Annotated in this window: 25 protein-coding genes and 1 tRNA gene; 23 read left to right on the forward strand and 3 right to left on the reverse strand. The window is 68.8% G+C overall.

The genetic code is table 11. The annotated features are described in order from the left end of the window. Positions 1-29: 29 nt before the first annotated feature. From ACLQ7T_RS00930 to ACLQ7T_RS01005, 16 genes are all read left to right on the forward strand, one after another. Complete coding sequence (locus tag ACLQ7T_RS00930; protein WP_420477704.1) at positions 30-818, forward strand: class I SAM-dependent methyltransferase; 789 nt, start codon at positions 30-32, stop codon at positions 816-818. Positions 819-843: 25 nt separating this feature from the next. Continuing rightward, positions 844-1,632 (forward strand): class I SAM-dependent methyltransferase, encoded by a 789-nt coding sequence (locus ACLQ7T_RS00935; protein WP_420477705.1) that lies wholly within the window; start codon positions 844-846, stop codon positions 1,630-1,632. Positions 1,633-1,679: 47 nt separating this feature from the next. Next, on the forward strand, positions 1,680-2,603 hold the full coding sequence (gene mmsB / locus ACLQ7T_RS00940) for a 3-hydroxyisobutyrate dehydrogenase (RefSeq protein WP_420477795.1): 924 nt from the start codon (positions 1,680-1,682) through the stop codon (positions 2,601-2,603). Between the two features lie 175 nt (positions 2,604-2,778). Next, positions 2,779-4,005 carry a 5-aminolevulinate synthase gene (gene hemA / locus ACLQ7T_RS00945; RefSeq protein ID WP_420477706.1) on the forward strand — a complete coding sequence of 409 codons (1,227 nt, stop codon included), beginning with the start codon at positions 2,779-2,781 and terminating at the stop codon, positions 4,003-4,005. Positions 4,006-4,120: 115 nt separating this feature from the next. Continuing rightward, positions 4,121-4,639, forward strand: coding sequence for a class I SAM-dependent methyltransferase (locus ACLQ7T_RS00950; protein WP_420477796.1), 519 nt, complete (start codon positions 4,121-4,123; stop codon positions 4,637-4,639). A 48-nt stretch (positions 4,640-4,687) separates the two neighbouring features. Then, positions 4,688-4,867 (forward strand): DUF6898 family protein, encoded by a 180-nt coding sequence (locus tag ACLQ7T_RS00955; protein WP_420477707.1) that lies wholly within the window; start codon positions 4,688-4,690, stop codon positions 4,865-4,867. 100 nt (positions 4,868-4,967) lie between these two features. Beyond that, the gene (gene glyA / locus ACLQ7T_RS00960; RefSeq protein WP_420477708.1) at positions 4,968-6,251 is read left to right on the forward strand and encodes a serine hydroxymethyltransferase; all 1,284 of its coding nucleotides are present in this window, start codon (positions 4,968-4,970) and stop codon (positions 6,249-6,251) included. 7 nt (positions 6,252-6,258) lie between these two features. Beyond that, a complete protein-coding gene (nrdR, locus tag ACLQ7T_RS00965; RefSeq protein ID WP_420469826.1) occupies positions 6,259-6,729 on the forward strand; it encodes a transcriptional regulator NrdR in 471 nt (156 codons plus the stop codon). Continuing rightward, positions 6,729-7,367 carry a RibD family protein gene (locus ACLQ7T_RS00970; RefSeq protein WP_420477709.1) on the forward strand — a complete coding sequence of 213 codons (639 nt, stop codon included), beginning with the start codon at positions 6,729-6,731 and terminating at the stop codon, positions 7,365-7,367. Before nrdR ends, ACLQ7T_RS00970 begins: the two co-directional genes overlap by 1 nt. A gap of 43 nt (positions 7,368-7,410) precedes the next feature. Then, positions 7,411-8,001, forward strand: coding sequence for a riboflavin synthase (locus tag ACLQ7T_RS00975; RefSeq protein ID WP_420477710.1), 591 nt, complete (start codon positions 7,411-7,413; stop codon positions 7,999-8,001). Next, positions 8,001-9,137: a 3,4-dihydroxy-2-butanone-4-phosphate synthase gene (gene ribB / locus ACLQ7T_RS00980; protein WP_420469823.1), complete on the forward strand. Its 1,137-nt coding sequence runs from the start codon at positions 8,001-8,003 to the stop codon at positions 9,135-9,137. The genes ACLQ7T_RS00975 and ribB overlap by 1 nt, the downstream gene beginning before the upstream one ends. Then, complete coding sequence (ribH, locus tag ACLQ7T_RS00985) at positions 9,131-9,595, forward strand: 6,7-dimethyl-8-ribityllumazine synthase (RefSeq protein WP_420477797.1); 465 nt, start codon at positions 9,131-9,133, stop codon at positions 9,593-9,595. The genes ribB and ribH overlap by 7 nt, the downstream gene beginning before the upstream one ends. After that, complete coding sequence (nusB, locus tag ACLQ7T_RS00990; protein WP_420469822.1) at positions 9,592-10,116, forward strand: transcription antitermination factor NusB; 525 nt, start codon at positions 9,592-9,594, stop codon at positions 10,114-10,116. Before ribH ends, nusB begins: the two co-directional genes overlap by 4 nt. Before the next feature lie 5 nt (positions 10,117-10,121). Continuing rightward, positions 10,122-11,111 carry a thiamine-phosphate kinase gene (thiL, locus tag ACLQ7T_RS00995; RefSeq protein ID WP_420477711.1) on the forward strand — a complete coding sequence of 330 codons (990 nt, stop codon included), beginning with the start codon at positions 10,122-10,124 and terminating at the stop codon, positions 11,109-11,111. A 49-nt stretch (positions 11,112-11,160) separates the two neighbouring features. After that, the gene (locus ACLQ7T_RS01000) at positions 11,161-11,586 is read left to right on the forward strand and encodes a hypothetical protein (RefSeq protein WP_420477712.1); all 426 of its coding nucleotides are present in this window, start codon (positions 11,161-11,163) and stop codon (positions 11,584-11,586) included. A 179-nt stretch (positions 11,587-11,765) separates the two neighbouring features. Continuing rightward, positions 11,766-13,919, forward strand: coding sequence for a sodium-translocating pyrophosphatase (locus ACLQ7T_RS01005; RefSeq protein WP_420477713.1), 2,154 nt, complete (start codon positions 11,766-11,768; stop codon positions 13,917-13,919). Positions 13,920-14,150: 231 nt separating this feature from the next. Here ACLQ7T_RS01005 and ACLQ7T_RS01010 read toward each other — a convergent pair whose 3' ends face one another. Continuing rightward, complete coding sequence (locus ACLQ7T_RS01010) at positions 14,151-14,627, reverse strand: outer membrane protein assembly factor BamE (RefSeq protein ID WP_420477714.1); 477 nt, start codon at positions 14,625-14,627, stop codon at positions 14,151-14,153. Between the two features lie 87 nt (positions 14,628-14,714). Here ACLQ7T_RS01010 and ACLQ7T_RS01015 point away from each other — a divergent pair, with 87 nt between their 5' ends. From ACLQ7T_RS01015 to ACLQ7T_RS01045, 7 genes are all read left to right on the forward strand, one after another. After that, the gene (locus ACLQ7T_RS01015; protein ID WP_420477715.1) at positions 14,715-15,245 is read left to right on the forward strand and encodes a ubiquinol-cytochrome C chaperone family protein; all 531 of its coding nucleotides are present in this window, start codon (positions 14,715-14,717) and stop codon (positions 15,243-15,245) included. Further along, positions 15,242-15,754, forward strand: a complete 513-nt coding sequence (locus ACLQ7T_RS01020; RefSeq protein WP_420477716.1) for a YceD family protein — start codon at positions 15,242-15,244, stop codon at positions 15,752-15,754. The genes ACLQ7T_RS01015 and ACLQ7T_RS01020 overlap by 4 nt, the downstream gene beginning before the upstream one ends. Positions 15,755-15,846: 92 nt before the next feature. Further along, entirely contained in the window at positions 15,847-16,926 is a 1,080-nt protein-coding gene (plsX, locus tag ACLQ7T_RS01025; RefSeq protein WP_420477717.1) for a phosphate acyltransferase PlsX, read from the forward strand. Further along, positions 16,923-17,900 carry a beta-ketoacyl-ACP synthase III gene (locus ACLQ7T_RS01030; RefSeq protein ID WP_420477718.1) on the forward strand — a complete coding sequence of 326 codons (978 nt, stop codon included), beginning with the start codon at positions 16,923-16,925 and terminating at the stop codon, positions 17,898-17,900. The genes plsX and ACLQ7T_RS01030 overlap by 4 nt, the downstream gene beginning before the upstream one ends. A 72-nt stretch (positions 17,901-17,972) precedes the next feature. Continuing rightward, positions 17,973-18,275: an integration host factor subunit alpha gene (locus ACLQ7T_RS01035; RefSeq protein ID WP_420469813.1), complete on the forward strand. Its 303-nt coding sequence runs from the start codon at positions 17,973-17,975 to the stop codon at positions 18,273-18,275. 8 nt (positions 18,276-18,283) lie between these two features. Further along, positions 18,284-18,724 carry a MerR family transcriptional regulator gene (locus tag ACLQ7T_RS01040; protein ID WP_420477719.1) on the forward strand — a complete coding sequence of 147 codons (441 nt, stop codon included), beginning with the start codon at positions 18,284-18,286 and terminating at the stop codon, positions 18,722-18,724. 55 nt (positions 18,725-18,779) lie between these two features. Beyond that, a tRNA-Pro gene (locus tag ACLQ7T_RS01045) sits at positions 18,780-18,856 on the forward strand. A gap of 106 nt (positions 18,857-18,962) precedes the next feature. Here the strand turns inward: ACLQ7T_RS01045 and ACLQ7T_RS01050 are convergent. Both ACLQ7T_RS01050 and ACLQ7T_RS01055 read right to left on the reverse strand, forming a co-directional pair. Further along, on the reverse strand, positions 18,963-19,163 hold the full coding sequence (locus tag ACLQ7T_RS01050) for a DUF2842 domain-containing protein (protein ID WP_420477720.1): 201 nt from the start codon (positions 19,161-19,163) through the stop codon (positions 18,963-18,965). After that, complete coding sequence (locus ACLQ7T_RS01055; RefSeq protein WP_420469810.1) at positions 19,163-19,414, reverse strand: transglycosylase; 252 nt, start codon at positions 19,412-19,414, stop codon at positions 19,163-19,165. The genes ACLQ7T_RS01050 and ACLQ7T_RS01055 overlap by 1 nt, the downstream gene beginning before the upstream one ends. Positions 19,415-19,448: the final 34 nt, after the last annotated feature.

Below are 19,448 nucleotides of genomic sequence, written 5' to 3' on the forward strand. Positions count from 1 at the left end.
GCCTGCGCCGCGCCATTGAGGGGTCATTCATGCTGAGAACCGCCGCCGTCGTCGCCTGCGCCGTCGCCCTGTCGGGCTGTATCATCATCGCCAGCGACACGACGGAGCGGACGGTGGTTCATGCTGCGCCGGCGGCTGCGGGTCAGACGGCTGAAGCGCGCTATGCCGCCGCCCTGTCCGACGACCGCCGCCTGCCGGAGGAGGTCGCTCGCGACCCGCTGCGCAAGCCCGCCGACATGCTGGCCCTGATGAACCTCCAGCCGGGCCACGCCGTCGCCGACATCCGGCCCGAGGAGGGCTATTTCACCCGTCTGTTCGCCCCCGTCGTCGGCGCCGGCGGCCATGTCTACGCCTTCGTGCCGAACCAGACGGCGGGCCGCGAGAATGCCTTCGCCGACACCCTGGCCTCGACCTATTCCAACACCAGCCGCGTCACCGGCCAGCTGGAGACCATGACCTTCGACCAGCCGCTGGACGTGGTCTTCATGGGCGAGGAGTACCACGACTTCACCATCCCCCGGTTCGGCGTGGACGTGGCGGCCATGAACCGCCGGGTGTTCGAGGTGCTGAAGCCGGGCGGGCTGTACGTCATTCTGGACCACCAGGCCGCCGACGGCGCGGGCATCTCCGTGTCGGGCAGCCTCCACCGCATCGAGGCCGCCGAGCTGCGGCGTCAGGTCGAGGCCGCGGGCTTCGTCTTCGACGGCGAATCCAGCGCTGTTCGCGTCCCGTCCGACGACCACAGCCTGAGCGTCTTCGACGCCTCGATCCGGGGTCGCACCGACCGCTTCGTCTACCGGTTCCGCAAGCCCCGCTGAGACGGGGATCACAGGAGGAAAGCCCATGCGTCGTTCCCTGATCCTCGCCGCGGTCGCGGCGCTCGGCCTGACCGGTCCGGCCCTCGCGCAGCAGGCCGTGCCGATCCCGACCCCGGTGCGCACCCTTCCGTCCGCCGGCGGCCCCGACTACGCCGCCGTTCTGGCCTCGCCGATCCGCACGGATGAGGACCGGGCCCGCGACGAGGCCCGACAGACGGCGCTGATCGTTGACTTCGCCGGCGTCCGCCCGGGCTGGAAGGTCGCCGACATGATCATCGGCGGCGGCTATTTCACCCGCATCTTCTCCGCCGCCGTCGGCCCCGAGGGCCATGTCACGGCCTGGCAACCGGACGAGTTCATCGGCTTCCAGGCCTCCTACGGCGAGGCCCTGACGACCGCCGACGCCCTGCCGAATGTGGAAGGGGTTCACAGCCCTATCGGCGCCCCGGTCTTCCCGGCGGGGCTTGATCTGGTCTTTACCGCCCAGAACTATCACGACCTGCACCTCCAGCCCTTCCCCGCTGACACGGCGGCGAAGGTCAATGCGGCGGTCTTCGCGGCCCTGAAGCCGGGCGGCTCCTACGTGATCATCGACCACCACGCGGTCGACGGGTCCGACCTGTCGGTGGCCCAGACCCTGCACCGGATCGACGAGAGTACGGTCATTCGTGAGGTCGAGGCCGCCGGGTTCGAGTTCGCCGGCGCGGCCGCGGCCCTGTGGAACGACGACGACCCGCGCACCGCCAACGTCTTCGACGCCTCGATCCGGGGCCACACCAGCCAGTTCACCCTGCGGTTCCGCAAGCCGGACTGACGGCGGCGCTGGCCTTCCACGCCGACCCCCGCTAACCCTCCCTCAAAATCAAAGGGAGACGCGCCATGACCACCACCATCGCCTTCATCGGTCTGGGCAACATGGGCGGGGGCATGGCCGCCAATCAGGCCAAGGCCGGGCACACGGTGCTGGCCTTCGACCTGTCGCAGGCCGCGCTGGACCGCGCCGCCGCCGCGGGCTGCACCCCGGTCGCCTCGGTCGCCGAGGCGGTGAAGGGCGCCGACATCGTCATCACCATGCTGCCCGCCGGGCCGCACGTGCTGAAGGTCTATTCGGAGCAGATCATCGGCGCCGCGCCGTCCTCGGCCCTGCTGCTGGACTGCTCGACCATCGACGTCGACACGGCCCGCAAGGTCGCGGGTTTGGCGAAGGAGGCGGGCTACGCCTTCGCCGACGCCCCGGTCTCGGGCGGCACCATGGCGGCGGACGCCGGGACGCTGGCCTTCATGGTCGGTTGCGACGAGCCGGAGTTCGCCCGCATCGAGGCGGCGCTGGAGCCCATGAGCCGCGCCACCTTCCGCGCCGGCGACCACGGGGCGGGGCAGGCGGCCAAGATCTGCAACAACATGATCCTCGGCATCACCATGCTGGGCACCTGCGAGGCCATCGGTCTGGCCGAGAAGCTGGGCCTCGACCCGGTCAAGATGTTCGACATCGTCGCCAAGTCCTCGGGCCAGAGCTGGTCGACCACGACCTACTACCCCTGGCCCGGCCCGGTGCCGACCGCCCCGTCCAACCGCAACTATGACGGCGGTTTCGCCGCCGCCATGATGCTGAAGGACCTGAAGCTGGCCCAGGACGCCGCCGCCAAGTCCGGCGCCTCGACCCCGCTGGGCGCCCAGACCGAAGCCCTGTTCCAGATGTTCAACGGCCTCGGCTACGGCGACCGCGACTTCTCGGCCATCCTCCAGATGCTGCGCGGCAAGCTGGACGAGCTGCCGAAGGCTTGATCCATCTCAAGGCGCGGGAGGATCTGTTCGCCGATGCTGGCTCATGCGCACGAACAGTTCTGAGAACCGTTATCAATTCGCGGGTTGCGGCGATTTAACCCGGCTGTCGGATAGACTTTCGCCGGTTGGGGGCGCACATACGCGCCAATTGCCAAAGACCAGACGAGCCGCAGGGTTGTTCGACTACAAGGCCGCTTTCGAGACCGCCGTTGAGCAGGTGAAGGGCGAGGGACGTTACCGCGTCTTCGCCGACCTCAAGCGCGTGCGCGGTCAGTTCCCGCTGGCGAAGCGTCGCCGCGAGGACGGAACCGAGCAGGACGTCGTGGTCTGGTGCTCGAACGACTACCTCGGCATGGGCCAGCATCCGGCGGTGCTGGAGGCCATGCAGGTCGAGATCGATCAGGTCGGCGCCGGCGCCGGCGGCACCCGCAACATCTCGGGCACGACGCGCTCCGCCGTGGACCTGGAAGCCGAGCTGGCCAGCTGGCACCAGAAGGAAGCCGCGCTGCTCTTCACCTCGGGCTACGTCGCCAACGAGGCCGCGCTGTCCACCCTGCAGAAGATCCTGCCGGGCCTGATCACCTTCTCCGACTCGCTGAACCACGCCTCGATGATCGCGGGCATCCGCCACGGCGGCGGCGAGCGGCACATCTTCGCGCACAACGACCTCGAACACCTCGAAGCCCTGCTCAAGGCCGCGCCCGCTGATGCGCCCAAGCTGATCGCCTTCGAGAGCGTCTATTCGATGGACGGCGACATCGCCGACCTGGCCGGCACCATCGCCCTGGCGAAGAAGTACAACGCCCTGACCTATCTGGACGAAGTCCACGCCGTCGGCCTCTACGGCCAGACCGGCGCGGGCGTGGCCGAGCGTGACGGCGTGCTGGCCGACATCGACATCATCGAGTGCACCCTGGGCAAGGCCATCGGCGTCATGGGCGGCTATATCGCCGCTGACAGCGTGATCGTCGACGCCATCCGCAGCTGGGCCTCGGGCTTCATCTTCACCACCAGCCTGCCGCCCGCCCTGACCGCCGGCGCCCTGGCTTCGGTGCGTCACCTCAAGGCCCACCCGGAACTGCGCGAAGCCCATCAGGAGCGCGCCGCCGCCCTGAAGGCCCGCTTCGCCGCCGCCGGTATTCCGGTCATGGACTCGGTCAGCCACATCGTGCCGGTGCACGTGGGCAACCCGGTCCACTGCAAGATGATCTCGGACATGCTGCTCGAGCAGCACGGGGTCTACGTCCAGCCGATCAACTATCCGACCGTCCCCAAGGGCACGGAGCGCCTGCGCTTCACCCCGTCGCCGAACCACACCGACGCGATGATGGACGATCTGGTCAAGGCGATGGACGCGCTCTGGACCCACTGCAACGTGGTCCGCCGCCCTGCCGCGGCCTGAGGCTGACGAAGGCGCTGTCCGGCGCTTCATCCTCGACAATCTGACCCTGACGCCCGCGCCCGCCCGGCCGGACATCCGCCTGTACACGGCCCATGCGACCAGCGGGCTGGACCGGCTGTCCGCCGGTGAGGACGCGCCCGCGCCCTACTGGGCGTACGCCTGGGGCGGGGGCGCCGCGCTGGTGGTCTGGCTCAGGGCTCATCCGGAAGCCGTCGCGGGCCGTCGCGTGCTCGACCTCGGCTGCGGGTCGGGGCTGGTCGGAATCGCGGCCCTGAAGGCGGGCGCCGCCTCCGTCCTCGCCGTGGACATCGACCCGCACGCCCTCGGCGCCACGCAGCTGAACGCCGAGGCCAACGGCGTCGCGGTCGAGACCCTGTGCGCCGACCTGCTGGACGGCGCGCCGCCCGCCGTCGAGGTCGTGCTGGCCGGGGACGTCTTCTACAGCCGCGCCCTGGCCCGCCGGAGCTTGCCCTTCCTGCAACGGTGCCGGGACGCGGGGCTGTCGGTCCTGATCGGCGACCCCGGGCGGGCCAGCCTGCCGCGCACCCGCCTGACGCAGATCGCCGCCCTCGAGGTCCCGGATTTCGGCTCCCTCCGCCCGACGCCCGCCGGGGTCTGGCAGCTGCGCGGTTGACGGGCCGCGCCGGCCCTTCACACTGCGGCCGAACGAAAGGGCAGGGGCATGAGCGACGATCCGGGCGAGGTCATCTTCGAACTGACCCGCAACGGCCCCTGGCTGAAATGCTCGGCCATCCACGTCGCCACCGGACGCGAGGTCTCGGCCATGGGCCCCGTCAATGAGCCGGAAGGTCTCAAGCGGGTCGCCCTGGCCAAGCTGAAGCGGACGCTGGCCACGCGATAGTCCGGGTGAATGACGGTTACTCTGGCCCCCTGACCACAAGATGTTGTGGTTGCCCCCTCACGGGCCTAAATGGAGCGCCGCCAAATTCCGGGGATTCCCAGTGACCGCCTTCACCCACGCCGACTACTTCTCCAAGTCCCTCGCCGACGCCGATCCGGATATCTTCAAGGGCATCCAGGGTGAGCTGGGCCGTCAGCAGGAGCAGATCGAGCTGATCGCGTCCGAGAACATCGTCTCGAAGGCGGTGCTGGACGCGCAAGGGTCCGTCCTGACCAACAAATACGCCGAGGGCTATCCGGGGCGCCGCTACTACGGCGGCTGCGAGTATGTGGACGTCACCGAGGACCTGGCCCGCGAGCGCGCCAAGGAACTGTTCGGCGCGGCCTTCGCCAACGTCCAGCCGCACTCGGGCGCCCAGGCCAACCAGGCCGTCTTCTTCACCCTGCTGCAGCCGGGCGACACCTTCCTGGGCATGGACCTGGCCTGCGGCGGCCACCTGACCCACGGTTCGCCGGCCAACCAGTCGGGCAAGTGGTTCCGCCCCGTGACCTACAAGGTCACTGAGGACACCCACCTCATCGACTATGACCACGTCGCCGAGATGGCCGAGCGTGAGAAGCCCAAGCTGATCCTGGCCGGCGCCTCGGCTTACAGCCGCCAGATTGATTTCAAGCGCTTCCGCGAGATCGCGGACAGCGTCGGCGCGTACCTCATGGTCGACATGGCCCACTATGCGGGCCTGATCGCCGGCGGCGTCTATCCGGACCCGATCCCCTACGCCGACGTCGTCACCACCACGACCCACAAGACCCTGCGCGGTCCGCGCGGCGGCATGATCCTGTCGCGCGACGCCGACCTGGGCAAGAAGATCAACTCGGCGGTCTTCCCCGGCCTGCAGGGCGGCCCGCTGGAGCATGTCATCGCCGCCAAGGCCGTCGCCTTCGGTGAAGCGCTCAAGCCCGAGTTCAAGCTCTACGCCCAGCAGGTCGTGAAGAACGCCCGGGCCCTGTCGGCCGTGCTGATCGACCGCGGCCTGGCCATCGTCTCGGGCGGCACCGACAGCCACCTGATGCTGGTCGACCTGCGGCCCAAGGGCGTCACCGGCAAGGCCACCGAGCACCAGCTTGAGGCGGCCCTGATGACCTGCAACAAGAACGGCGTGCCGTTCGACACCGCGCCCTTCACCGTCACCTCGGGCGTCCGCCTCGGCACCCCGGCGGGCACGACGCGCGGCTTCGGCGTGGCCGAGTTCGAGCAGATCGGCCACTGGATCGCCGACGTGGTGTCCTCGATGAACGGCGGGGACGAGGCCGATCCGGCCGTGGTCGCCTCGGTCGCCGCCCAGGTGCGTGAACTGACCGCCCGCTTCCCGATCTACGGATAAGACGCACATGAAGTGCCCCTTCTGCGGAAACCCGGACACCCAGGTGAAGGACAGCCGACCGTCGGATGACGGCGCGGCCATCCGTCGCCGCCGGTCCTGCCCGCAGTGCAACGGGCGCTTCACGACCTTCGAGCGGGTCCAGCTGCGCGAGCTGGTCATCCTCAAGCGCAACGGCCGCCGCACGCCGTTCGACCGGGACAAGCTGGAGCGTTCGCTGGGCATCGCCCTGCGCAAGCGTCCGGTCCAGCCCGAGCAGATCGAACAGCTGGTCAGCCGGATCACCCGCCAGTTGGAAAGCCTGGGCGAGACCGAGATCCAGTCCTCGACCGTCGGCGACTTCATCATGAAGGCCCTGAAGTCGGTGGATGAGGTGGCCTACGTCCGCTACGCCTCGGTCTACAAGGACTTCCGCCACACCGGCGATTTCGCCCGCTTCCTCGGCGATGAGGGTCTGGACGACGAGACCGGCGGCCGCTGATGCGCCCGTCCGTCACCCTTAAACTCGCGACCTCCCTCGACGGGCGGATCGCGACCGGCTCGGGCGAGTCGAAATGGATCACCGGCGAGGCGGCGCGGCTGGAAGGCCATCGCCTGCGCGCCGCCCATGACGCCATCCTCGTCGGCGTCGGCACCGTTCTGGCGGATGATCCCGAACTGACCGCCCGCCTGCCGGGCCGTCCGGTGGACCAGCCCCTGCGCGTGGTGCTGGACAGCACCCTGCGCACGCCCGCGACGGCGAAGGTGGCGTCCGGCGACACCCTGATTCTCACCGTGTCGGAGCCCGCGCCTGTCGGAACCGCCCGTGTCGAGGGCGTCGCGGCCGAGGACGGCCGGCCGTCACCCGTCGCCGCTCTGGCCGCCATTGCCAAGGCCGGCGCGGCGTCCGTGCTGATCGAAGGGGGAGGGCAGGTCGCCGCCGCCTTCCTGCGCGCCGGTCTGGTGAACCGGATCGATTGGTTCCGGGCGCCGATCCTCCTGGGCGGTGACGGATTGCCCTGCGTGGCCGCCCTGACCCTTGCGAAGCTGGCCGACGCCCCCAAGTTCCGGCGTCTGTCCGTCGAACCGGTCGGCGACGATCTGTGGGAACGCTACGATGTTTCGCCCGGGTCGGACTGACCGGACTCACCGTACTCTGTTTTTTTCGCCCAAGGCCGCCTGAATGTTCACCGGAATCGTCACCGACATCGGCCGTGTCCGGAAGGTCGAGCAGACCGCCCGCGACCGCCGCTATGAGGTCGAGACGGCCTGGGACACGGCGACCATCGATCTGGGCGCCTCCATCAGCCACGCGGGCTGCTGCCTCACCGTCACCGAAAAAGGGCCCGGCTGGTTCGCGGTCGAGGTTTCAGGCGAGACCCTGTCGAAGACCAATCTCGGCGACTGGGCCGAAGGCCATCGGGTCAATCTGGAGCGCGCCGCCAAACTGGGCGACGAACTGGGCGGCCACATCGTCTCGGGCCATGTCGACGGGCTCGGCAAGGTGGTCTCGATCACACCGGAAGGCGGCTCGCACCGCATCGAGATCGAAGCGCCGGCCCCGTTGCACCGCTTCATCGCGCCCAAGGGCTCGATCACGGTCGACGGCGTTTCCCTGACCGTGAACGCGGTCGAGGGTCAGGTTTTCGGCCTCAACATCATTCCCCATACGTGGGACGCGACCACGCTCGGCGGCCTGAAAGCCGGCGAGGCCGTGAATCTCGAGATTGACATGCTGGCGCGATACCTCGCGCGGTGGCAGGAGACGGCCTGATGCAAACGGCAGCCGCAAACATGAATGACAGCCCGATCAGCCCCATCGAGGACATCCTCGAGGACGCCCGCAACGGCAAGCCCTACATCCTCGTCGACGCCGAGGATCGCGAGAACGAGGGCGACATCATCATTCCGGCCCAGTTCGCCACGCCGGACCAGATCAACTTCATGATCAAACAGGCCCGCGGCCTGGTCTGCCTCGCCCTGACCGGCGACCGCGCCCGCCAGCTGCGCCTGCCCCCGATGGCCGCCGACAACCGCGAGAGCATGAAGACCGCCTTCACCGTCTCGATCGAGGCGAAGGACGGCGTCACCACCGGCATCTCGGCCGCGGACCGCTCGCGCACCATCCAGGTCGCCACGGACCCCACAAGGACGGTCGACGACATCGTCACGCCCGGCCATATCTTCCCGCTGGTCGCCCGCGACGGCGGCGTTCTGGTCCGCGCCGGTCACACCGAGGCCTCGGTGGACATCAGCCGCATGGCCGGCCTGACCCCGGCCGCCGTGATCTGCGAGATCATCAAGGACGACGGCGAGATGGCCCGCATGCCGGACCTGATCGCCTTCGCCCAGCTGCACGGACTGAAGATCGGCACCATCGCCGACCTGATCGCCTATCGCCGCCGCACCGAACGGTTCGTCGAACGGGTCATGGATACGCCCTTCGAGAGCGTCCACGGCGGTCCGTTCCGGCTGATGCTCTACAGGAACACCATCGAGGGGAACGAGCACGTCGCCCTCGTCCATGGCAAGATCGAGCCGGGCAAGCCGACCCTGGTGCGCATGCATCAGGTGGATTTCGCCGCCGATCTGCTGGGCCACGTCGAGGCGCGTCAGAGCTATATCCCGCAGGCGCTCAAGGCGATCAGCGGCCATGACGGGGCGGGCGTCACCGTCTTCCTGCGCGACCCGGACCTGCAGGGTCTGGCCGAGCGTCTGGCCGGGGTCGAAAAGCCGAAAGCCGTCGACCGGTCGCTGCGCAACTACGGCGTCGGCGCCCAGATCCTGCTGGACCTCGGCGTGCGCGACATGATCGTGATGAGCTCGACCCGCCCCAATCCCACCGCGCTTGACGGCTACGGCCTGCGCATCGTCGGCTGGCGCGACATGGATGGAGAAGACCAATCGTAACGACCCCCACCCGCGTTCTCGTCGTCGAGGCGCGTTTCTATGATGAACTGGCCGACGCCCTGCTGGACGGGGCGACGGACGTCCTGCGCGCGCAAGGCGTCGAGTTCGATGTGGTCTCGGTTCCGGGCGCGCTCGAAGTGCCGACCGTGATCGCCATGGCCGAGGAGGCCGGCCGTTTCCCGACCGCTCCGCGCTACGACGGCTATGTCGCGCTGGGGACGGTGATCCGCGGTGAGACCTATCATTTCGAGATCGTGTCGGATCAGTCGGCCGCCGGAATCACCCAGCTGGGACTCAAGGGGCTGGCCATCGGCAACGGCATCCTCACCACCGAGGATGAGGACCAGGCCTGGGCCCGCGCCCGCCGCAGCGAGGGCGACAAGGGCGGCGGCGCCGCCCGCGCCGCGCTCGACCTCATTGCCTTGCGCAAGCGCCTGCGCGTAGGACTGGGCGCGTGACCGAACCGAACAGCCTCAAATCCGTCCTCGAGCAACTCGCCGAGGCCGAAAAGTCCCGCGCCGAGCCGGCCCTGACCTCGCGTCAGCGTCGGGCCCGCACCGTCGCCCGCCTCGCCGCCGTCCAGGCGCTCTACCAGATGGAGCTGGCCGGGGAGGGGGTCGACACCGTCATCACCGAGTTCTCGAACCATCGCTTCGACGCCGATATCGAGGGCCAGCCCCTCGCCGAGGCGGATGAAGGCTATTTCGCCGACATCGTTCGCGGTGTGGTGGGGCAGCAGCGCGAGATCGACGAGGCCGTGAAGGCCCGTCTGGCGTCCAACTGGCGGATGGAGCGTCTCGACTCGACCCTGCGCGCCCTGCTGCGCGCCGGCGTCTGGGAGCTCACGGCCAGCCGTGACGTGCCCAAGGAGATCATCATCGACGAGTATGTCGAGCTGGCGAAGGCCTTCTTCGACGACTCGGAGGCCAAATTCGTCAATGCGGCGCTGGACGGCGTCGCCCGGGACGTCCGCGGCTAGCCCGCATGCCCGCGATCGACGTCGCCGGTGAGTTCGAGACGATCCGGCGGCTGTTCGCGCCCCTGGCCCATCCCGAGTGGGGCCGGGAGCTTCGTGACGACGTCGCGGTCCTGCCCGGCCACCCCGGCCATGATCTGGTCCTGACCAAGGACGCCATCGTCGAAGGCGTCCATTTCCTGCCGACCGATCCGCTCGACACGGTGGCCCAGAAGCTGCTGCGGGTGAACCTGTCGGATCTCGCGGCCAAGGGCGCAGAGCCGTTCGGCTATCTGCTGGCGTGCGGCTGGTCCGAGCGCTGCGGCTGGCCCGAGCGCCAGTTGTTCGTCGAGGGGCTGGCCCGGGACCAGAAGACGTTCGGCGTCTCCCTTCTGGGCGGCGACACCGTTGTGACGCCCGGGCCCGCGACCTTCTCGGCCACCCTGATGGGCTGGACGCCCAGGGGGCGGACCGTGGGCCGGGCCGGCGCCCGGCCGGGGGACCTGGTGTTCGTGACCGGCTTCATCGGCGACGGCTGGCTGGGCCTGCAGGCGGCGCAGGAGAAGCTGGTGCTGGCGCCCGAGCGGCTTGCGGCGCTGGTGGACCACTACCGCGCGCCCACGCCCCGGCTGACCTTCTCCGAGGTGATCCGCGAGACGGCGACCGCCGCCCTCGATGTCTCCGACGGCCTGATCGCGGATCTGGGCCATATCGCCGAGGCGAGTGAGGTGGGGCTGGACATCGACCTGGAGGTCACGCCCCTGTCGCCGGCCGGGCAGGCCTGGTTCTCGACCCGCGTGGACGAGGAAGCGGCCCTGGTCCGTCTGGCGACCGGCGGCGACGACTATGAAATCGCCTTCACCGCCCCGGCGCGGGATGAGGCCGCCCTGCGGCGGGAGGCGGAACGCCGCCATATCTGGCTGACCTGCATCGGCCGGGTGACGGAGGGGCGCGGCGTCACGGTCCGGCATGGCGGGAAGCCGGTCGAGATCGCCACCCCGGGCTTCAGCCACCGCTGATCCGCCGCGACGCAACGAAATCTCAAGGCGTGGCTGCTAAAGCCCGAGCATGCGCCGTCGCGACCTCCTCACTGCCGCCGCCGTCATGCCCGCCGCCGCCGCGGCGTCGACCGCCGTGGCCTCCGAGGACGCGCCGGATTCAGCGCCGTCGGTGAACATCTCGGGCGTCGGCCTGCCGGTGATCGCGGAGGGGCGGCTGCGGAACTACGTCTTCGTCTCGATGCGCCTCCACCTCGGCGGTTCGGCCACGGTGGAGTCGATGCGGGGCAAGGAAGCCTATCTCCGGGACGCCCTGGTCCGCGCCGCGCACCGCACCCCCTTCACCGTCGCCGATGACTGGACCCGGATCGACGGCGCCGCCATGTCGGCCAGCCTGATCCGCGCCGCCGGCTCGATCTGCGGCCGCGGCTCGGTCCGCCGGGTCGAGATCATCAGCCAGGCTCCGCGCTGGCGGACCGGGCTTCGCGCAAGCTAACAACGTTCACCTTACCCCGTTGCGTCACTCCGACGCATTTGGCAGGCTTCCATCCGTTATCCCCAAGGGTCGCCCTTGAGGCGACCGTTCGCGCACGGGGGGACCGGAAGGCGGAGAGAGGCGAAAACGCCCGCCGCGCCAAGGGTCCGGGCGCCCTACACACAGGGTTTGGAAACGCCATGTCTAACTATCTGTGGCTTGTCATAGCCGCAGGCGGTCTGGGGATTCTCTACGGAGCGATCCAGACGGCCGCCTTGATGAAAGCTCCCACCGGCAACGACCGCATGCGTGAAATTGCGGCGGCCATCCAGGAGGGGGCCTCCGCCTATCTGCGCCGCCAGTACACGACCATCGGCATCGTCGGGGTCGTCATCCTGATCGCCGCCTGGCTGCTGATCGGCCCGTGGGCCGCGATCGGTTTCCTGATCGGCGCGGTCCTGTCCGGGGCCGCCGGCTTCGCCGGCATGCTGATCTCGGTCCGGGCCAACGTCCGCACCGCGCAGGCGGCGTCGGAGGGCCTGTCGAAGGGGCTGGATCTCGCCTTCCGCTCGGGCGCCATCACCGGGATGTTCGTGGCCGGCGGCGCCCTGCTGGGCGTGGCGGGCTACTATGCCTTCATGACTCTGGGGCTGGGCATGGACGCCACCGACCGTCACGTCATCGATGGTCTGGTCGCCCTGGGCTTCGGCGCCTCGCTGATCTCCATCTTCGCCCGTCTGGGCGGCGGCATCTTCACCAAGGGCGCCGATGTCGGCGGCGACATGGTGGGCAAGGTCGAGGCGGGCATCCCCGAGGATGACCCCCGCAACGCCGCCACCATCGCCGACAATGTGGGCGACAACGTCGGCGACTGCGCCGGCATGGCCGCCGACCTGTTCGAGACCTATGCGGTGACCACGGTGGCGACGATGGTGCTGGCCGCCATCTTCTTCCGCGGGACCGACTATGTCGGGGCCATGATGCTGCTGCCGCTGGCCATCTGCGCCATCTGCATCGTCACCTCGATCATCGGCAGCTTCTTTGTCCGTCTGGGCAAGTCGAACAACATCATGGGCGCCCTGTACCAGGGGCTGATCGTCACCGGCGTGCTGTCGGTCGGGGCGGTCTGGTGGATCATTGACCAGATCGCGCCGGCCAGCGTCACCACCTCCGGCGGACTGGTCATCAGCTCGATGTCGCTGTTCTGGTCCGGCGTGGTGGGCCTGGTGGTCACCGCCGCGATCGTGGTGATCACGGAGTACTACACCGGCACGGGCTTCCGGCCGGTGAAGTCGGTGGCCAACGCCTCGGTGTCCGGACACGGCACCAACGTCATCCAGGGCCTGGCCATGTCCCTCGAGTCCACCGCCCTGCCGGCGCTGACCATCATCGTCGGCATCGTCGTCACCTATCAGCTGGCCGGCCTGTTCGGCATCGCCATCGCCACCACGACCATGCTGGGCGTGGCGGGGATGATCGTGGCGCTGGACGCCTTCGGTCCGGTGACGGACAACGCGGGCGGGATCGCCGAGATGGCCGGTCTGCCGCCGGAAGTCCGGCACTCGACCGACGCGCTGGACGCCGTGGGCAACACGACCAAGGCCGTGACCAAGGGCTATGCCATCGGTTCGGCCGGGCTCGGCGCCCTGGTGTTGTTCGCCGCCTATACCGAGGACCTGAAGTTCTTCTCCGAGCCTGCCCAGGCGGCGGGGACCTTCTTCGAGGGCATGGGGACGGTCACCTTCGACCTGTCCAACCCCTATGTCGTCGTCGGCCTGCTGTTCGGGGGGCTTCTGCCCTTCCTGTTCGGGGGGCTGTCGATGACCGCGGTCGGTCGGGCCGCGGAATCGGTCGTGGCCGAGGTGCGTCGCCAGTTCCGGGAGAACCCGGGCATCATGACCGGTCAGGTCAAGCCCGAGTACGGCAAGGCCGTCGACATCCTGACCAGCGCGGCGATCCGGGAGATGATCGTGCCGTCGCTGCTGCCGGTGCTGTCGCCGATCGTGCTGTTCACGGTCATCCTGTTCATCCAGCCGGAGAAGGCCAACGCCTTCGCCGCCCTGGGCGCCATGCTGATGGGCGTGATCGTGACCGGCCTGTTCGTGGCCATCTCGATGACCTCCGGCGGCGGGGCCTGGGACAACGCCAAGAAGGTCATTGAAGAGGGCTTCACCGACAAGAACGGCGTCGTCCACGGCAAGGGCTCGGAGGCGCACAAGGCGTCGGTCACCGGCGATACGGTGGGCGACCCCTACAAGGACACCTCCGGTCCGGCGGTGAACCCGATGATCAAGATCACCAACATCGTCGCCCTGCTTCTGCTGGCGGTGCTGGCGAGCGGCAAGATCGGCTGATCGGACTGTTGCATCGAGCTTGAGGGCGGCGCCGGAAACGGCGTCGCCCTTTTGCCTCCCGGAGCAGGACGGTGACCGGTGACGGGGGGGCGGAGCTGGGTCCAACGGAAGAGCGCCGCAGGTCGCCGGGAGCCTTCAGCCGCCAACCGTCAATCACTTCCCACGCCTCCAACAAGAAAGGCCCCGGAGATCGCTCTCCGGGGCCTTTCAGCTTCCGTCGGGCCCGAAATCCTAGTCCGGGCGGCGTTGTCCGGGGACGTCTTCCTCGGTGCGCGGCAGCTGGCCGCGCGCCACGTTGCCGAGCAGCTGTTCGAGAATGGTCAGCTGGCGGCCGCGCGTCGGGGTCTCGCGCCCGTTCATCGCGATCGTCTCGCCGTCCGCGAGGCCGAGGGTCCGGACGCTGGCGACCTGGCCGGCGTCGTTGAAGGTGATCTCGGTCACGCTGCGCTGGGTCACGCGGGCGACGTTGTAGGTGTATTTCTCGGTCACCTGGCTGACGTAGTACCAGATGGTGTCGCTCTCGAAGGCCGAGGTGGTCGACGGCGAGCCCAGCTTGGTCAGGACCGTTTCACGGGTGTCCGTGCCGGCGACGATGTCGGTCGGCCGCGCATCAATGGCCTGGAAGCCGTTCTGGCCCACGACGGGAGCGCATCCGGCGGTCAGGATGGTGGCCGAAACGGCGGCGAGGAGAAGCTTCGAACGGAGCATTGGCGGCGCCTGCGACAAAACAAGGTCTTTGACCTAACCGGAGCCGAGCCTTAGTTCAACGGCGCGGCGGAAAAGGGGCCGTGAAACATGCTTCAGAATCTTCTCCGATCCCTGCGACGCGAACGTGTCGGCGACGGCCTGTATGAACAGGTCGTGCGTCAGGCGCGCAATCCGCGCTTCTACACCACGCTCGGGGTCGCCGACCGGATCGACGCCCGCTTCGAGCTGTACACCCTGCACATGCTGTTGCTGACCCTTCGCCTGAAGGAGGAGGGGACCGAGCAGGGCGCGGACGCCGGCCAGCAACTGTTCGACACCTATGTTTCGGCGCTGGACCACACCCTGCGCGAGCTCGGCGTCGGCGACGTGTCGGTGGGCAAGAAGATGCGCAAGCTGGGCGAGTCCCTCTATGGCCGGATGTCGGCGTATGAAGCCCCGCTGAAGGCGGCGGACGCCGGTCTGCTGGCTGAACGCCTGGCGCGCAATGTGCTGGAAAGCGAGGCGACGACGGACGGCGCGGCCCTGGCGGCCTACGCCCTGGACAGCCGGGCGCGGCTGGCGGCCCAATCGCTGGGTGACGTGATGACGGCCCCCGACTGGGCGGAGGTGAAGGCATGACCGTTCCCGAACTGCCCTACAGCGAGCCTGTTCGCCTTCACCAGATCGGCACGGGGGTGAAGCGCACCCTGAAGCCGGACGTCGAGGCCCTGCGCCGTATCGCCAGGGCGCTGGACCTGGCGTCGCTGCAGGCCGTCGAGGCCGACGTCGATCTGACGCCCACGGCGACCGGCTGGACCCTGGCCGGCCGGGTGCGCGCGGAGCTGGCCCAGACCTGTGGAATCACCCTGGAGCCGCTGCCCCTGAGCATCGACGACGGATTCGTCGTCCATCTCGCCGAGCCGGTCGATGAGGAGAGCGACGAGATCGTCATCACCCTGGAGGACGAATCGCCGGACGTGGTCGAGGACGGCCAGATCGATCTGGGGCAGTACGTCGTCGAGCAACTGGCGCTGCGGCTGGACCCGTTCCCGCGCAAGCCCGGCGCCGAGTTTGTGCAGCCGCCGGAGCCCGCCGAAATCTCGCCCTTCGCCGTTCTGAAGACGCTTCGCCCGTCCGACGAAGGTTGACGCCGCGTCCGCCCGGTTGCATCCCCTCCGCGCGGCGCTATCGTCGCGCCTGACCAGCGCCGAGGCTTCCGGCGCGACGGAGTCGTAGCGGCTTGCCTTCCCCAGTTCTGATCTCGCTTGACGCCATGGGCGGGGATCACGGCCCGCCGGTCGTGGTCGGCGGCATTGCCGAATACCGGAAACGGCATGGCGGAGACGGCGTTCGCTTTCTGCTGAACGGCGACGAGGCCGCGATTCGCGCCGAGATCACCCGTTGCGGCCTGCCGGATGACCTGTTCGAGGTCCGACACACCGACAAGGTCGTGTCCATGGACGAGAAGCCGGCCACGGCGATGCGTCGGGGCAAGGGCTCCAGTCTCTGGAATGCGATCGAGGCCGTGAAGACCGGTGAGGCGGCCGCGGTCGTGTCCGCGGGCAATACCGGCGCCCTGATGGCCATCTCCAAGCTGATCCTGCGCATGTCCGCGCCGGGGCTGGAGCGTCCCGCCATCGTCGCCAGCTGGCCGACGAAGCGCGGCGTCACGGCGGTTCTGGACGTCGGCGCCAATGTCGAGAGCGACGCGGCCCAACTGGTCGAGTTCGCCATCATGGGCGAGGCCTTCATGACCGCGGTCCACGGCGTCGCCCGGCCGACGGTCGGCGTTCTGAACGTCGGCTCGGAGGACATGAAGGGCCACGAGGAGGTCCGCGAGGCGGCCCGGCTGCTCCGCGAGGGCGGCCTCGGCCTGAGCTATCACGGCTTTGTCGAGGGCGACGACATCGCCAAGGGAACGGTCGATGTGGTCGTCACCGACGGCTTCACCGGCAACATCGCCCTGAAGACGGCCGAAGGCGTCGCCAAATTCATCGGCGGACTGACCCGGGATGCGCTGACGTCCAGCCTGCTGGCCAAGGCCGGCGCGGCCCTGGCCTATGCGGCGCTGAAGCGGATGAGCGCCCGGATCGACCCGAACGCCATCAACGGCGGCCCTCTGCTGGGCCTGAACGGCATTGTGGTGAAGAGCCACGGCGGCGCGACGCCCGACGGGTTCGGCGCGGCCATTCGCATCGCCGTCGATCTGGCCCGCAGCGACTATATGACCAAGGTCGGCGCCAAGCTGCAGCGCCTGACCACGGTGCTTGAACAGCCGCCCGCACCGGATGCGGACACGGCCAAGGAGTCTTCCCAGTGAGCGTCATCCGCAGCGCCGTCACCGGCGTCGGTTCCTACCTTCCGGAGCAGGTCGTCACCAACGCCGACCTTGCTGTCACCGTCGACACCTCCGACGAGTGGATCCAGGAACGCACCGGGATCAAGCAGCGCCACAAGGCGCGGGACGATCAGCCGACCAGCGATCTGGCGGTCGAGGCGGCGAAGCGCGCCCTGATCGACGCCGGGAAGTCGGCGGCCGACGTCGATCTGATCATCGTCGCGACCACCACGCCCGACATGACCTTCCCGGCGACGGCCTCGATCGTCCAGCGCAAGCTGGGCGCGCCGGTGGGCATCGCCTTCGACGTCCAGGCTGTCTGCTCGGGTTTCGTCTATGCGCTGAGCGTCGCCGACGGCTTCGTGGCCCGCGGCCTGGCCAAATGCGCCCTGGTCATCGGCGCCGAGGAAATGACCCGGCTAATGGACTGGACGGACCGCACGACCTGCGTGCTGTTCGGCGACGGCGCCGGGGCGCTGGTGGTCGAGCCGCGCGAAGGGCAGGGGACCAAGGCCGACACCGGCCTGCTGGGCTTCGCGCTGCGTTGCGACGGGTCGAAGACCGATCTTCTCTATGTGGACGGCGGTCCGGCGACGACCGGAACGGTCGGCCACCTGCGCATGGCCGGCAACCAGGTGTTCCGCCATGCGGTCATCAACATCGCCGAAGCCATCACCGCCGCCTGCGACGCCTCGGGGATCACGGTGCCCGACGTGGACTGGTTCGTGCCCCATCAGGCCAATCAGCGCATCATCCGCGGCGTCGGCGAGCGTCTGGGGCTGGATGAGAACAAGGTCATCTCGACGGTGGCCCTGCACGCCAACACCTCGGCCGCCTCGATCCCGCTCGCCCTGGACGCCGCTATCAGGGACGGCCGGATCAAGCGCGGCGATCTGGTGGTGATGGAAGCGATGGGCGGCGGTCTGACCTGGGGCGCCTGCGCGATTCGTCTGTAACGCGATTTCGGCTTTCCATTTGACGACGCTTGCCCTTTTATGGACCCCGCACTGACGATTGAGGGGGAGTGAGTGACGCAGACCCTGACCCGCGCCGATCTTTGCGAGGCCGTCCACGAAGAGGTGGGACTGTCGCGCCAGGAATGCTCGACCATGGTCGAACGGACCCTGGAGCTGATCGTCGAGTCGCTGGAGCGCGGCGAGACCGTGAAACTGTCCGGCTTCGGCGTGTTCCAGGTGCGTGAGAAGCGCGCCCGCATGGGCCGCAATCCGAAGACGGGCGAGCCGGCGGCGATCAACCCGCGTCGGGTCATCAGCTTCCGCGCCTCCCAGATCATGAAGGGCCGGGTGCACGACGCCGTCGTGGACGCCTGATCCGCGGCATGGCCAAGAGCCCGAACGCGTTCCGGACGATCTCGGAGGCCGCCGATGAAATCGGCGCGCCCCAGCATGTCCTGCGCTTCTGGGAGACAAAGTTCACCTTCGTTTCGCCGCTGAAGCGGGCGGGCGGCCGACGCTTCTACCGGCCGCAGGACCTGGTGGTGCTCAAGGCCGTGAAGCGGCTGCTGCACGACGAGGGCATGACCATCAAGGGCGTGCAGCGGCTGTACAAGGAACAGGGGATCAAGCGGATCGCCGCCTGGGGCGACCCGGAGGGCGTGGTCAGCTTCGAGCCCGAGGGCGTCGCGATCGAGGCCTCCCCCGCGCCGGCGGTCGCCCCGTCGACGACCGCGCCCGTCTCCACGGTCCGCCTGCGTCAGGTGCTGGCCCAGCTGGAGGGCGCCAAGGCGCGTCTGGAGGCGGCGCTTTCGCGATCGGCGTGACAGCTGCTTTTTTGGGTTTGCGCGACGCGCGACGCCGTCTATAGGGAGCGCCTCTCGGAGCGTGGCGCAGCCTGGTAGCGCACTTGACTGGGGGTCAAGGGGTCGCAGGTTCGAATCCTGTCGCTCCGACCATTTTCGAAAGAAAATCGGTTGGTTGAAGGGGTCGTCTTCGGACGGCCCCTTTGCAATTGGGCCACTCGACCTGCGCCGTGATCGATCCCCGCTCCTGAGCGGGGCGTCAGTCCTTGCCGCTCTCGGCCCATTTGAACAGCGGGTAGAGGGGCACGCCCCAGCCGATGCCGCCGATGGCGAAGAAGAGCAGGTCCAGTAGCATGCCGGGCCTGAACAGGCCGCGCAGGGCGATGACGCCCCAGATCCAGAAGACCAGGAAGGCCAGAACGCCCAGCATGGCGATGAACCGTCGCGTGCTGCCGTTCATCAGCGTTTGCTGCGGAAGAGGAAGAAGGCGACCAGGGCGATCACCGAACCGATCAGGGACCACAGGACCCAGCCCCATTCGTCCATGGTGTAGGCCCCGAACACCCGCACCGCGAGGAAGGCGCCGGCGACCGCGCCCGTGCCCGAGACCAGCGAGGTGGCGAACAGGCCCCTGCGGCCGGTCAGCAGATCCGCCAGCCAGGCCAGGGCGAAGGCGGCCACGAGGGCGGTGACGATATCGGCGTGTTGCAAACGGCCTCTCCCCATGCGGCGACGATGCGCCGAA

It is taken from the genome of Brevundimonas sediminis (genome assembly GCF_048799765.1).
Classification (GTDB): Bacteria; Pseudomonadota; Alphaproteobacteria; order Caulobacterales; family Caulobacteraceae; genus Brevundimonas.

Coding starts and splice junctions, on each gene's coding strand:
- ACLQ7T_RS00975 (WP_420477710.1), top strand. CDS start 7,411: ATGTTCACCGGAATCGTCACCGACATCGGCCGTGTCCGGAAGGTCGAG.
- ACLQ7T_RS01040 (WP_420477719.1), top strand. CDS start 18,284: ATGGCCAAGAGCCCGAACGCGTTCCGGACGATCTCGGAGGCCGCCGAT.
- nrdR (WP_420469826.1), top strand. CDS start 6,259: ATGAAGTGCCCCTTCTGCGGAAACCCGGACACCCAGGTGAAGGACAGC.
- ribB (WP_420469823.1), top strand. CDS start 8,001: ATGCAAACGGCAGCCGCAAACATGAATGACAGCCCGATCAGCCCCATC.
- ACLQ7T_RS01020 (WP_420477716.1), top strand. CDS start 15,242: ATGACCGTTCCCGAACTGCCCTACAGCGAGCCTGTTCGCCTTCACCAG.
- ACLQ7T_RS00970 (WP_420477709.1), top strand. CDS start 6,729: ATGCGCCCGTCCGTCACCCTTAAACTCGCGACCTCCCTCGACGGGCGG.
- ACLQ7T_RS00935 (WP_420477705.1), top strand. CDS start 844: ATGCGTCGTTCCCTGATCCTCGCCGCGGTCGCGGCGCTCGGCCTGACC.
- ACLQ7T_RS01015 (WP_420477715.1), top strand. CDS start 14,715: ATGCTTCAGAATCTTCTCCGATCCCTGCGACGCGAACGTGTCGGCGAC.
- thiL (WP_420477711.1), top strand. CDS start 10,122: ATGCCCGCGATCGACGTCGCCGGTGAGTTCGAGACGATCCGGCGGCTG.
- ACLQ7T_RS01010 (WP_420477714.1), bottom strand. CDS start 14,627: ATGCTCCGTTCGAAGCTTCTCCTCGCCGCCGTTTCGGCCACCATCCTG.
- ACLQ7T_RS01005 (WP_420477713.1), top strand. CDS start 11,766: ATGTCTAACTATCTGTGGCTTGTCATAGCCGCAGGCGGTCTGGGGATT.
- ACLQ7T_RS01050 (WP_420477720.1), bottom strand. CDS start 19,163: ATGAACGGCAGCACGCGACGGTTCATCGCCATGCTGGGCGTTCTGGCC.
- ACLQ7T_RS00930 (WP_420477704.1), top strand. CDS start 30: ATGCTGAGAACCGCCGCCGTCGTCGCCTGCGCCGTCGCCCTGTCGGGC.
- ACLQ7T_RS00955 (WP_420477707.1), top strand. CDS start 4,688: ATGAGCGACGATCCGGGCGAGGTCATCTTCGAACTGACCCGCAACGGC.
- ACLQ7T_RS01000 (WP_420477712.1), top strand. CDS start 11,161: ATGCGCCGTCGCGACCTCCTCACTGCCGCCGCCGTCATGCCCGCCGCC.